This is a genomic window from Burkholderia sp. 4NA327C6, assembly GCF_005502655.1.
Lineage (GTDB): Bacteria > Pseudomonadota > Gammaproteobacteria > Burkholderiales > Burkholderiaceae > Burkholderia > Burkholderia contaminans.
Map to the genome: position 1 here is coordinate 21,622 of NZ_SCNZ01000036.1, position 13,586 is coordinate 35,207.

Sequence of the window (13,586 nt, forward strand, 5' to 3'; positions counted from 1 at the left end):
GTTGTCACGGGTGAACGATTACATTAACGGTTACGCCTTTCGACGCACCGTACTGAATCGCTTGATTAATAACCTGCTGCTGAGCAGCGGAACCAGCGTTAGGCACGACGAGATCCAAGCTCCTGCCGGTGATTTGAGCCGGATCGATCGTCACTCGCGCCCAACCCTGCTGGCTTGTTCCATTGTACGCCGCGACCTTATCGATGTAGCCATTTACCGTCCGCGTCAGGGTTGAAGTGTTCTGATATGACGTTGCGTTCACATCCAGACTCTTGATACTTGTAGCAATACCGTTCTCGAATCTATCGATCACCGGCATATTCGGCGGAAGGTTTTGTCCCAAATTCTGTTCAATGGTTACACCTCGAGCAAACGGACGGCTATTCCAGACACTGGTGATTTTGTCGCTGATTGCTTGCCCGAGGTTTTCGATTCTCGCGAAAGTGCCCTCGACGGACTCGACAACCCCTTTCTCGAATGCTGCCGCAGCCTCGCCCGTCGTCATCGATCCGCCAGCACTGCCGCCGCTGAGGCCACCGACACCATTACCCAAGCCACCCTCAAGGGGGATCAGGTCCTTGCCATGGGCAATATCTTCCGGATTCGTCGCATTGTTGATCGCCTCGCTTGTTGCAGCGTTGGCGCCGGCTACGCCGTTCTGCCCAGCAGCATTCGCTGCGAGTCCGCCCAGCAATGTCGTGGCAGTGACAATCGCAGCGATTTGATCAGGGCGCAGATTCTGCACGCCACCGGCCTGGTCGACCAGAATCGATCCGAGCACCGCGCTCGTAGCCGCACCGATGGCTCCGCCGCCGCACCCTTGGCCCAGCGCGGCACCCGAGGCACAGCCAACCACGGCGTGCGCCAGCACAAAGCCGAGCGTGTCCTTCGCGAGGAGCGAGTCGGAATTCGTGGAGGACAGTCCGATCGCATTGTTGGCGACCGCCGCGACGTCATTGACTGCGCTCGTCAGCATGGCGGTTCCATAGCTACCGCCATTGATCGCCGTCGTGATCGCGCCATTCACCACGGCACGTCCGGCAATCGTCGCCGCCGTATTGCCAAGGTTTGTCAGCGTCACGCTCGTGTCCGCCGCGACCGCCCCGTTGCCGAGGTTGTTGAACCCGTTCAGGTTCAGCGCCGAGTCGGCAAACTGCGTCAGGTAGGCCGTGCCTACCGCCTTCGCCAGCGCGCCGAGGCTCACGCCCCCGTTTGCGATCTCCTGCTGCATGATCGACGTCGCGAACGCTCCGCCGACCGGGCCGAGCACGTACGAGAACGCGACCGCCATCGCTGCCTGGAACACCGCCGCGACGCCGCCGTTGTGGCCGTCCGACTGGTACTCGCTATTCAGGTGGTCGTTGACCGTGCTCTGTTGGAAGTTGCCGCCGAGCTGTGACTTGAGCTGCGCGAGCTCTGCTGCGGTGCCCGCCTGGTCGATCGCACCATCGGCTCCCAGCTTCTGAATCTGGCCGCCGATGTTGTTGATCATCGCGGCGTTGTTCGCGAAGTTCGCCGCGCTCATGAAACCGCCCTGCTGCAGGACGGTGCCGGTCGTGCGCGTGTAGCCGTCGTCACCGGCTTGCGCGTAGTACGAACCGATGTCGACCGAACGCTCGAGGTTCGTGATGCGCGCTCCCGGCGTCGACAGCGTGCCGGTCGCCGTGATCGATCCCGTATTCGTGATGTCGTCCGGACGGCTCGCGTCATGGAACGCCAGCGTCACGTCGTGGCCGCTGATCACCCCATCCGGATTGACCGCGTTATAGCCTTGCGGCAGATACACCTGCGGCATCAGCGCTTCGACGGTCGGGCACACGGCGCCGCCCGTGGCCGTACATCCCGGCTGCGGCACGGCCTGCTCGACGTACCAAAGCATCGGCTTGTCGAGCGATGCCAGCTGCTCCGCCGACAATGCCACGCCGACCTTCAGGTCATGCGCCTTCGCATAGTCGATCGCGTTCGTGTATAGCGCGTACTTTTCCTGGTCGACGACGGTCGTCTGATACTTGTTGTCGTACGTGAGCCCGTCGATAAAACTCGCCTTGCCCAGACGCTGGAGCGCTGCCGTCTGCAGGGCCTGGTTTTCGTCGAACGGGTTGTAGTAGAACGGCACGCTGCCCGGCTGCAGGTTGCTCGGCAGCTGGCTAATCAAATACGACGGCCCGATCCCGCCGACTACTTGCGCTGCCGGGTTGTTGATCAGGTATGCAACCGACGACGACGCCCCCGCAATGGTTTGAACCGATACGCCGCTGGGTGAACCCGGCTTGCCGACGTTCGCGGTTTGAATGCCGCTCTGGACCGGACCCGAAACCTGACCGCCCACGTTCGACGCCTGCGCGGCCGCGGTCGCTGCCTGCCCCGCGACACCCTGCGCCGTTGTTGCCACGGCAGGCACACCGAGCGGGGCGAGCGACACGACCTGCGTCGGCGCAACACCCGGCGGCGTATACACGTTGCCCGTGTAGCCGTTCACCAGATGCAGGCCCGACATCGCGATCGTGTTGCCGATGATGTTGCCGCTGTTGACGATGTTGCCTTGCGACTGCACCGTGAGCGTCGGCGCTTGGATCAGCCCGTAGATCGTCCCGATCGGCGACGGCGGGCTCAGCGGCTCATTCGTACCGGTCCACGCACTGCCCCAGATCTGCTGACAGCTCGCGAGGTCCGTACAGCCGTAGTTGTCGTGCCAGACGTACGAGCCATTGATCACCTCATTCGAATGCGAATGCCAGTACGCATTGAGGACCTGGTCCTGGTTCGTCAGTGCATTGGCCGACGACAGATTGATCGTCGCGGCCTGTCCAGCAGTCACGACGCTGCCGGCGTTCAGCATCGAACCGGCCGTGACGCCCAGATTGCGCCCAGCGTTGATGATCGACGGCGGGCCCGACTGGTTGTCGACCATCGCCTCGCAGTCCGGTGTCGCGCCGGTCATCGAGCAACCATACGTCGACTGCGCACCATAGTTCTCATGCGCCTTGACGGGATCGGCGATCGTGTTCGTCAGCGCGTTCGTGACGATCGTCAGATCGCGGCCGGACTGGATCGTGCCGGACGTATTCGTTACGCTCGACGATTGCGTGGCGTTGCCCGTCGTCGTCCCGGCCCCGCCGATCGTCACGTCCTGACCGCCGACCAGTTGGCCGAGATTGTTGCTCGTGGTATTGCTCGCGATTACAAGATCGCGCCCCGCCGACACCGTCGCGTAGCTCGGCGTGCCCGGCGTGTAGACCTGGCTCGTGTACGGATTCGGGTTGAAGGTCGAGAAGCCGTGATTGCAGTCGGCATCCGACACCCCGGCGGCACAGCCTGCGTTCGTCACGAGGGTCGACGTACTGCGTCCCTGGTTCGTGAAACTCGCCGCGTTGATGGTCACGTCGACCTGCCCCGCGATGGTTCCGCCGTTAGTCAGGTTGCCGCCCGACACCGTCACGTTGTTGCCCGCGGCAATCGTCCCCGGCGAAGGTGGCGCTTGCGTGACGGTGCTGACCTTGCTCGGCGCAACGACCGAGCTGTTCACCGTAAAGGTGTTGTCCGGCGCCAGCGCCATGCCGTCGGACGTGTGGTACAGCAAGCCGGATCCTGGGATCGTGATCGCGCCCAGCTTTTTCAGTTGCGCGATCAACGTGTTCAGTTCCTGCTGGTTCACCTGCTCGACCGACTTGCCGAGCGTGGTCGACGGCGCCGGTCCGTTGTCGAGCGACTGCACGTTCAGGTTAATGTTGTGGCCGGCCGTGATCGTGCTGCTCTCGTTCGCCAGGCTATTCGCGGTAATGCTCAGGTCATGACCGGCTGCCATCAGGCTCGGGTTCGTGACCGCCTGCGAACCCGTTACCGTCAACGAAATGGTCGGCAGGTTCAGCACGATCGGTGTGCCTTGCTGCAGGCCCGAACCCTGGTGGGCTGCCGTGTTGTCGACGACGTAGATGTTTCCGGAATCCGGATAGTACGAGTACGCGCCCTGCGGGTCGCTCTGGAAATCTTTTGCCGGCAGCAGGGTGATCGTGCCGGTCGTATAGTCCGGATTCAGGTCGGACAACGGGCCCTGCGCGCCCGGCCAGCTTTCGACAGTCTGAACGCCACCGCTGCCGCCGTAGTCGCGCACCGTAAAGACCGTTTCGCTGCCAAGCAAGATCGCGTTCAGCATCGCCGGATCCGAGACGATCGTCGTCGTGCTGTTGCCGGCACTGCCCGCGTTCGGCGATACGGCATTATTGTTGACGCTCGCGGCCTGGATCGTCATGTCGTTGCCGGCGGTGAACTTGCCGACGACATTGGTCAGCGTTCCGCTCAGGTTCGCCGTTACGTCATGGCCGGCCTGGGTCGTGGCATTCGAATTGTCGTAGCTCGCGCCCGTGAGGTGCAGGTCGTTCGCCGCTTCGACGGTGCCCTGGTTGATCGTTGCGCCGTCGAGCTGGGCGTCGACGTTCGCATGCAGCGTCGCGCCCTTTTGATTCGTGAAGCTGCCCGACGTCGAAACGTTGCGGCCAGTGATCGAGCCGCTGTTGCTCGTGACGCCGTTCAGCGCGATGTCGCCTGCGCTCGTGATCGAGCCGGTGTTGCTGATATTGGACGAATTGACGACCAGCGTTTGGCCCGCGACGTTGGCCGTACCGAGATTCCATGTACCGGTGTTCGTCAGTGACAGCGGATTGAGCGTCAGCGTTTGTCCGGCCAGCATCGTGCCGCTCGTCGCGGCCAGCGGATCGAAAGGCAGATTAGGCGCGGTGAAAATGACATTGCGGTGGGCAAGGACACTTCCCGACGTACCGTCGAACGCGCCGGCACCGCCATTCACCGTGACGTTCACATCGCCTGTCGCCGCGCTCGGGTTCTGGACGTCGCCCGCGAAAATCGTCCCGCCACGGTTGCTCAGCGTCGTGGTCGTCAGATTCAGCGCGTTCGTCGCCATCAACGCGCCGGCATTCGTGACGCTGTTGCCGGCCGTCACGTTCACAGTCGGCCCATACACGGTGCCGCGGTTCGAGATGTCGGTCGCACTGATGGTCGCGGTCTGCAACGACGACAGGCTACCCGAGTTCGACACGCTCGTACCCGACACATTGAGGTTACCGGCCGCCATCTGCGTACCGACGTTCGATACCGTGCCACCAGAAAGCGTCGCGTCGCCCTTGAACGCTGCCGTGCCGCCCGTCGTCAGGCTTTGCGTGCCGGTGATCTGCGTCGTGCCGCCCACTACGGCATTCGCGGTTGTCACGTTCGCGCCGGACAGCGTCGCGTTGCCGCCCACCGACAAAGCGGGTGCGGTCGCACTGAACGGCTGGTTAAGCTGCCCCGCTGACGTGTCGAGATTGTTGGTGGCAGCGGCAGTCAGATTGCCGCCGATGGCAACGTTTTGCGTCGTGATGTTGGCCGCCGTGAGGCTCGCATTCTTCGAGACGGTGGTCGAGCCGCTCAAGCTCAGGTTCTGGCCGGCGTTCAGGTTAGCGTTGCCGGCGGTCGATATCGGGCCGCTCGCGGTCAGATTGCCGGATTTCGCGCTGACTGTCAGGTCGCCTAGGCTTTCGACACTGCCCTGCGTGCTGACGTCGGTGCCGGCCGTGATCATCGTCGTGCCGCCCGACAGCGCGTTATCAGTCAGCGTCGCGCTGCCGTTCGTTGCATTCAGCGTGCTATTGCCGACCGCGGTTGTCGCGGCGACCGACAGGTTCTGGCCCGCCGTTACGCTCAGATTGTTACCGGTCTGGATCGGGCCCGAGACGCTGACGTTGTTGCCGGCTTTGAGCGTCGTGTCATTCGCGACGCTGATCGCACCGGTGCCGTTGATGTCCCGCCCCGCCGTCACGTTCGCATCGCCTGCGTTGTTGACCGAAAGGCCGCCGTTCAGGTTTGCGTCGCGCGTAGCGGCGATAGTCGCGGTCTGGCCGCTCTGAACCGTACCGGCGACAGTAACATCCTGGCCGGCCTTGATGTTCACCGCGCCGGGAGTCGATACCGCCCCGGCGACAGTGACGCTGCCGGCACCCGAGCCGATGGACGCGTTGCCACCGCTGTACACGGTGCCGCCAAGATTCACCCCCTGCTGGCCCGTTGCGGTCAGCGCGCCGAGCGACGCCACATTGCCTGTCGTCGTCAGCGAGCCCCCATTCGCTACCAGCGTCATGTCTCCGATCGATGCGGCCGTGCCTTGCACGTTCGTGTTGCCGCCGGCGGTGACGCTCAGCGCTGCGCCGCTGGTCACGTTGCCATTGACGGACGCGGAACCGGTCTGCGCGGCAATCGTCGTCGCCCCAACGCTGGAGACCTGCCCATTGATGGTTGCGTTACGTGCGCCCGCGAGCGCAACTGCGCTGCCTCCCTGCACTGCGCCGTTGACGGTCAGATCACGCCCCGCCTTGGCCGACACCGTGCCAGGCGCACTCAATCCCCCTACCGTCAGGTCGCCGTTCGTGGTCTGCAGTGCGATATCGTGCGCGGAGAGCGAGCCGATCGACATCGACTGGCCGGCCGTGAGATTGGCCGCGCCGTTCGCCGCAACCGATGCGGCATTCAAATTGCCGCCCGCCGTCATAGACACGTTCTGCCCGGCCGACACGGGCCCCGGCGCCGCGATGTCGCCGTTCGAATTTACCGTGTAATTTTGGTTCGCCAGCCCGGTCCCGCTGATGGTCGTGTTGCCCGCGCTGCCCAAATTAACGTTCTGATTGGCAAACGTTTGACCGACTGCGATATCGCCGTTCGAGTTCACGACTACATTGCCGGCCGTCGCCGAGAGCGGGCCCTGCGTGTTCACACCCATACCGGCCGCAGTGGACACGATATACACGGTCCCCGATGTGACGGATCCATATTGGCTTGCGTCCACCGCGACGGTCCTGCCGATCGCAGCGGCCGTGTTGGTTGCGCCGTTCGCGGCCGTGCCGTATGTGATGCCGGTCGCGTCCGATGCAGTCGGCGTGACGAGTTGATTGCCGGTGACTACGTTGACACGCTGATTGGCTCTCAGAGGAGCGTTGATCGTGACACTTTGACCGACCACATCAAGGTTGCCGACCGTACCTTCCACCCCAGCGCCCGGCGTCCCGTCATTGCCTGCCGGCCCGTTGATCGAAATATTGCCGGAGCGAACGTCGTACGCAACGGCACCTGCGTGCGCAAAATCGGTTGCCGTGCCGCCGACGCCCGTGAGAAACTGCGGCGTGCCGGTTGTGAGCGTCAGATTCGTCACGTTCGTGACGCTCAACCCATTGACGCTGACTCCATTCGGTGAGGCCACGACAACGGCAGCGGGCGAGCCGAAGACCTCCAACGGGCCATACAATGAGGCCGCTGGCCCGGTCGATGTGACCTGATTGATAATGGTCGTCGCCGGCCGACCATTCAAATTCGGATTCGCGCCAAGCGTGCCGCCAAGCAGCGGCGTCCCCGCCACCGTGCTGTTGTTCAGCACGAGACCTTCAGGTCCTACGTTGAACGACTGATACTGTCCAACGCTAATGCCATTGGAATTCGCAGTGGGAATATTAATAGCCGGGACGCCCGTGCTGGTCTGCGTGATCGTCGGCTGGAATGGAATCGGAGCACGTGGATCGACGATCGGCGCCGCCTGTGCCGTTTGCTCGGTGAGAAAGACCAGCGGACTGAGATACATCACGCACGTCATCACCCACGCAGTGGCCTTGACCCAAAGCGCGTGTCCATCGCCACTCGCTGGAGCGTGGTCGAAAATAATCGCTTGTTTGGCCGTTTCTCGCTGAACGTGCCGTTTCTCGATATCGCGCATGACGCGGCGCATGGTAGGTCTCTCTCGGAATTTGCCCCGATATTCCCACATCCAATTACGAAAGATGGTCAAAAATTGTCATGCCAAACCAGTTGGCATACTAGTATTACTATTTGCTTTCTATTGATATTTTCCGAAATATTAATGGCGTTCCTTCGTTGAATGAATTTAACAAATATAATGCTGGATCTTAAAATTAACTCATAAAGGTTTCGAACTGTTCCACATACCGACAACAACAGTGCACCAGCCGTTTCGCAGCCGATGTGATGACGGATGGGACCCGCTCGACACCTCAATCAAGAGCCGTCGCGAATCGTCAAAAAGCGGAATGGCATCAGAAAAGCGTGAATGCTTACGAACCTGACGACCCAACGCCCTGTGTTGCATCAAACTGACGGAACTTGACTTCGTCTTGACTCGCGTAAGGTGGTCCATAGCAGTTTCCCCGCCCAACGGGGACGACGCGCGGGAGATTTACGGTATGCCGAAACCGAAGCGGCGGCCAAATACCGTGACGACGAACCCGGTGCAATGTGGAGCGGTCGCGGCCGCCCGCCCACATGGATTGTTGGCAAGGACCGCTCGCTCTTTGAAATTCAGCCGGACAGCGTTCGGTCTTGAACGCCAGCGAAACGCTGGATACATTCACGTGTTTGATGCCTCCCACTCCGTGGATTCCGAGTGGCGCGCGGCTCCTTTCTCGCACCGTTGTTTGCCATGAACCTCGCCCCAGCTGTCGATTGCAATGATCCCGCCTTCGACCCAATCCAATATGAGCACGCGCTCGAACGAGCCGCGGACGATCTGCGACGCATCGTGGCGTCGCTCGTCGATCGCTATTTGAGCGACGGTCTTGCCCACGCAATGAGCTGGTCGGTTTTGCTCGAGATCGAAGAACAGGCCTTTTCGGATCTGGCGTTTCAGAGCCGCAACGACCGCGCAGTCATCGACACGCTTCCGCGCATCGGTGCGCAGACCATGCCGGGTATCAATCTCAGAGGGTTGATCGACTGGAACCACGCGGACCCGTCGCTGCCGATTGTCTACTGCTGCGTCAGAGAGCGTTTAATGGCCGCTCGCGCATCCGAGGCAAATGATGCAGTCGCTTGAGCGCTTCGCGGTCGACATGGGCTCGCCTCCCCTTCTGAAGACCAAGGACGCGAATCGTAGATTCGCGTTATGCTTCGGGGTAGCCAATATTCAGTATATAAGGTCAAATGGACGAGACGACTCTCTGGCTGTCGGCCCCGACGCAGGCATACCAGCAATGGCAGCGCACCGAAGCGGCTGGCGCCGACCGTCGCGCCTTCTCGCCGCGGTCGATCGTTCAGCACGAAGCCATGTTCGAGCGCTTCATGCGCCATCTGATCGCCGCGAAACGGTCGCTGGCCACCTTCGGGCCCGACCACCTCGAGTCGTTCTTCGCCGACCTCGATCGCCGGTGCAGACCCGGGACCACGACGCGCCTGCGGTACCAGAAGCTCCTCGACCGGCTCGGCCGGCATCTGGTCGACGTCGGTGTGCGAAAAACCAATCCCGCGGCCGCCTACGCCTTGACGCAGACCTGGCCGGAGGACGAACCCGTGCCCATCTACCTACTCGAGGCCGATGATCGTCGACTGCAGGAAACCATCATCGCGGTCGATGGACTCGACGATCGTGCGTTGCGCAACCGCGCAATCGTCGGCTTACTGCTCTCGACGGGTATTACCGCGCAAGAGATCCGCCAGGCGGCCGCCGATGACCTCGATCTGACGCCGGTGCGCACACACATCCTGATTCCCAAACGGGGCGCGCGCGAAGCCCGCCGCGTCAACGTCGACGCGTTTGCGGTACCCGCGCTCGTACGTTGGCGAAGCTGCGCGGCCGCCGCCGGCAGTCCGTTGCTATTCCCATCGCCGCGTGCCGGCGGTCCCATGACCGACGAGATGCTCGGGCGCATCGTTCGGGACGAACTCCTTGCGATCGACGTTCGGCTCCCCGATATGAGCCCACGAACCCTACGCAACACGTTCGCACGACGCTTGCTGATCGCCGGCCGCGACAACGACGACGTCATGAAGATGATGGGACTCTCAAGCCAACGGACCGTGATCCGCATCCGCGCGACGCTGCCCCGTCCTCTATCTGCCGACGTGCCTTGACTTCGTTGCCGCCTCGATAACCTGAGAAAGCCAGCACATTCGCTGGCTTTTCTGTTATTGGAGCACCGCTATGGACTACGAAACGCATTACGCTGACCTCGTCTACCTCGTGAACGGCGATCTCGCGGCCTGCCGATATAGGTTTTTCCTGTTCCACACCAATCCCAAGCAGGTGATCGTGCAAATCGACAATCACCACGGTCCGAAAGACGTCCTGGTCGAGGATCATCGAACCCGTGACGCGATCCTCAATCGAATCGCCGATCGTGAACTCACGGGGATTCCATTCGAGATGCTATGTGTAGCGCTAACCAACGATGGCTCACACCAGATCCTCGCCGTCGAACCGGATCTCGAAGATTACGTGCACCGCGGCTTTCCCTACGAGCGTTCGCCTGAACGTGCCGCACGGGGCCGCCATGTCGAACGAATCTCGATCGATTCGCGTAACCTTGTCGTAGGGCGCGCGCGTATCCATACCGCGCATGCCATACCGGCGCCGGTGGCCGCAGATCTCGCGTCGGTCCTCGACCGTCCTATCGAGAGGTAACGCCGCTGCCCGCCGACCGTTGAAGGCAACGCATCGCGTCCATCCAGGATGCATTGTCCCGTGCGGCCGCGTATGCACAGTCCGCGTGGCCATGCAGAGAAAGCTCCTCCGTAACGGTCGTGCTGTATACGCCTGATATGGCGCGTCGAAGCAAAAAAAAGCCCGGCATCATGCCGGGCTTGGTTCAGGAAGATTCACGTCACGCCGCCTGCGAGAACAGGTCGACAGGCGCAAAATTCAGCATCGTGAGATGTTCCGTGTTCGAGATCGCGTGATCGATGAGATGCCGATCGAGCTCAGACGGCGTCAGGTTCAACCTTTCGGCCAGATTGGCGAAGTACTGCCCGCGCTTCGCCATCTCCTGATATCTACCTGCCATGCCGGCCGGCAGGTTCAGGATGCCCTCGTTTAGCCAGAAGCGGGCCGACTCCATCCCGGTGTGTTGCTGTGCCTTCACATACCAGGCAGCGTCGAAGCTGCAGGTCACAAAAGCGCAAGCCGCCTCGCTGTCCGCCTCGAACTGATCGCTCTCTTCGAAATAGACGATCTGCTCGCCGGACTTTGTGTGTGCGTACCGACTTGCACGATCCGAATGGCGATAGCGGTTCCACTGCTCCGCGGCGTAATCACGAAGCCCGTCGGTAGGCACCTCTGCATCGTACTCGCCGACGAAGAACCACCCGTGGTGCGGGATATCGACCTTCGGCAGCGGATCGAGGACCGGAATATGGTAGCGACGCCCCAGGTGATGCACGTCGAACCAGATCGACAGCGCCGGAAAGGCGTGCGGCGCATAGTGGTGCATCGAGAGATAGAAATCGATCGCCACCAGCTGCGCCGGCGTGACCATCTCGAACTGCACGTCGCAGAGCGCCCGGTTTTCCGGCGTGTCCGGTATCTCGCCCGAGGCCAATGCCCCCTCATGCCGCTCGGCGCGCTCGAGCTCGAGCACGTCGAGCGTCAGCAGGTACTGCAGCAGCCGGACCCGTTCGAGATACGACAGGACGTCCGGCTTGACTGCCAGGTACCCTGCCTCGCTCAGCTTCCGGCCGACGAGCTCGCGGCGGGCAAGGTCCCACTGCGCCGCGACGAGATAGTTCCGAAAGCGGTTCAGCCCTTCCAGATGCTGATGGGCAGCCTCCCTCACCATCGATTCCATCGAGCGATCGCGCTCACCGGTCACGCAACAGAACGCGCACCCGAATCGGGAGCCGCACGCGGCGCGCGCGCCGCCCTCTCCGAGAATCACACCGCACGTCCCCTCGTTCCCTGCGCGATACAGATCCGACAGGCGCCGAATCGACTCGCTGGATACCGGCGATGGAAAGGGACGGTCAGAATCATCCGCAAAGAGCGAGAGCATCGTCCATACGCAGTCGGTGGACCACTCGGCGATCGGCGAAAACGTAAGAAACCCGTCCGCATTCCGAACGGGCTTCAGCGCATTTTCGTTACGCGCAGCCATGGCCGTCGCACGACTGCCGCTTTCACCGAACCTGTTGCCGAGTACGGTGACGACTTCGCCGCTGCCGCCGGCGGCCGCCGACCGCTCAAGCGAGACCCGCAGCCGGTTCTGCGGGTCGACCTTCCAGTCGGCGGCGCACGCACGGATTCGCCTCCCGTTCTTCACCCCATTTTCCGGGGTGCGTGGAAGCGTGCCACGCCCAATTGTCGCGACAACAAACTGCGACGACAATGATGGCTTCGCGACGTGCACCGATACCGGGGTGTCGGCATCCGCATAGGCGTCCCGAATCTCGTCCAGCATGACCTGAAGGTGCCAATGCATGCTGGGATTTTCGATGGTCGTGTCAGCGCTTGTCATGAAATGCTCGCGCGACGCCTCCGCGCCAGCGCGCCGCACCGCCTCGAGCATGAGAATCGCCGTACAGGTCGAGTCCTTGCCACCGCTCATCGCGTTCGAAAGTGTGTAGCCCTGACGAATCAACCCGACAAGCGCGTCGATTGCCGACTCCATCTTCACCAGAATGTCAGAAAACATGTGCTGCTCCAGTAGCGCGGGAACAGCCCCACGCGGGAGCCGGTCCCGCGTGGGTTCAGAAAAACGAAACAATCAGGGCGCGCGATACAGTTCGCCGCGCGCCGACACCGTTTCCCAGTTTTTCAGGTACGCATCGGCGACGCGACTATCACCGCGCAACACGATGACGTTCTCCGCGTTGTACCGCGCCTGCTGCGAGTAGTTGTAGCTGCCCGTCTCGACGGTCTCGCCGTCGACAACGACGTACTTCGAGTGCTGGATCGGATAGACGCTCACGACGCGCACCGGGATGCCCGCATAGGCGAGACTCCCCAGCGCGGCACGAGCGCGGCCGCTGCGGTCCTCTTCAAGATTGTTGCGGTAGTCCACTGTTACCGCGACAACAACGCCGCGGCGTTGTGCCGCGATCAGCGCACGAACGATGGCCGGCGAGGTGAACGAGTACGCCATCACGCGAATCGAGCGCTGCGCCGAGTCGATCGTTCGAATGGCCAGCTGCTCGGCGCCGCCGTTCGGCGAAAACGCCACATCGATCTCAGCCGCGTGTGCGCGCCCCGCACATGCAACGGCGGCGAAACAAAACAACGATGCCACTACGGTAGCAAACAGGATCTGCTTTTTCATACAGTCCTCAAATGGGGTATACGGGCAAAGGGCCCGCTCTCTTTCGAAAGCGAGCCCGCCGATGTAGGGGTTATGGGTTATCGCAGCGCTTGTGATGCCCGATCGGGAAGGTAAGAACTCGACCATCCTTGCAGATGACAAAGTCCGTCTCCTCCTCGATCCGGCGCTGCACTGTGATGGTCGGTCGCCAGATCGACCGCTGGATCTCCGGTTGGCTCGCCGGAATCGGGCCATGGGCTGCGATCAGAAGCATGATGAGATTCGGCATTGCCGCTCTCCTCGCTCAGACCGCTTGCGACGGGGTCGCCGTCACCGACAACGTGACCCAGCGACCATCGATCAACACGTCGCGCAGCTCTGAGCCGTTCAGCGTGTAGACGTACTCGCGACCTACGCGCGGACGCGCCGGTCGACTTGCTGCCGGGATACCGTTTGCGACTTTCGATTGAGCCGATTTCAGCTGCATTGCGTTCCTCATAAAAAAGAAGGCGAGGAACGCCCCTGCGGGGACAT

Annotated in this window: 9 protein-coding genes; 4 read left to right on the top strand and 5 right to left on the bottom strand. The window is 62.0% G+C overall.

Translation table 11 applies throughout. The features are described 5' to 3' along the window. Window positions 1-4 precede the first annotated feature (4 nt). The gene (locus tag FFS49_RS29300) at window positions 5-7,822 is read right to left on the bottom strand and encodes a filamentous hemagglutinin N-terminal domain-containing protein (protein ID WP_249362361.1); all 7,818 of its coding nucleotides are present in this window, start codon (window positions 7,820-7,822) and stop codon (window positions 5-7) included. 357 nt (window positions 7,823-8,179) lie between these two features. Here FFS49_RS29300 and FFS49_RS42995 point away from each other — a divergent pair, with 357 nt between their 5' ends. The 4 genes from FFS49_RS42995 (at window position 8,180) to FFS49_RS29320 (ending at window position 10,447) form a co-directional block, all read left to right on the top strand. Continuing rightward, a complete protein-coding gene (locus FFS49_RS42995) occupies window positions 8,180-8,374 on the top strand; it encodes an H-NS family nucleoid-associated regulatory protein (protein ID WP_081071016.1) in 195 nt (64 codons plus the stop codon). Window positions 8,375-8,434: 60 nt separating this feature from the next. Further along, on the top strand, window positions 8,435-8,863 hold the full coding sequence (locus tag FFS49_RS29310) for a DUF2471 family protein (RefSeq protein ID WP_226285503.1): 429 nt from the start codon (window positions 8,435-8,437) through the stop codon (window positions 8,861-8,863). A gap of 107 nt (window positions 8,864-8,970) precedes the next feature. Further along, complete coding sequence (locus tag FFS49_RS29315; RefSeq protein ID WP_060091312.1) at window positions 8,971-9,897, top strand: tyrosine-type recombinase/integrase; 927 nt, start codon at window positions 8,971-8,973, stop codon at window positions 9,895-9,897. Window positions 9,898-9,967: 70 nt separating this feature from the next. After that, window positions 9,968-10,447: a hypothetical protein gene (locus FFS49_RS29320; RefSeq protein ID WP_060091314.1), complete on the top strand. Its 480-nt coding sequence runs from the start codon at window positions 9,968-9,970 to the stop codon at window positions 10,445-10,447. Between the two features lie 199 nt (window positions 10,448-10,646). Here the strand turns inward: FFS49_RS29320 and FFS49_RS29325 are convergent, their stop codons facing one another. The 4 genes from FFS49_RS29325 to FFS49_RS29340 form a co-directional block, all read right to left on the bottom strand. After that, on the bottom strand, window positions 10,647-12,449 hold the full coding sequence (locus FFS49_RS29325) for a phosphoadenosine phosphosulfate reductase family protein (RefSeq protein ID WP_060091392.1): 1,803 nt from the start codon (window positions 12,447-12,449) through the stop codon (window positions 10,647-10,649). A 72-nt stretch (window positions 12,450-12,521) separates the two neighbouring features. Next, window positions 12,522-13,214, bottom strand: coding sequence for a phospholipase D family protein (locus tag FFS49_RS29330; RefSeq protein WP_249362214.1), 693 nt, complete (start codon window positions 13,212-13,214; stop codon window positions 12,522-12,524). Beyond that, complete coding sequence (locus tag FFS49_RS29335) at window positions 13,144-13,341, bottom strand: hypothetical protein (RefSeq protein ID WP_081071017.1); 198 nt, start codon at window positions 13,339-13,341, stop codon at window positions 13,144-13,146. Before FFS49_RS29335 ends, FFS49_RS29330 begins: the two co-directional genes overlap by 71 nt. A gap of 15 nt (window positions 13,342-13,356) precedes the next feature. Beyond that, complete coding sequence (locus FFS49_RS29340; RefSeq protein WP_081071018.1) at window positions 13,357-13,539, bottom strand: hypothetical protein; 183 nt, start codon at window positions 13,537-13,539, stop codon at window positions 13,357-13,359. Window positions 13,540-13,586: the final 47 nt, after the last annotated feature.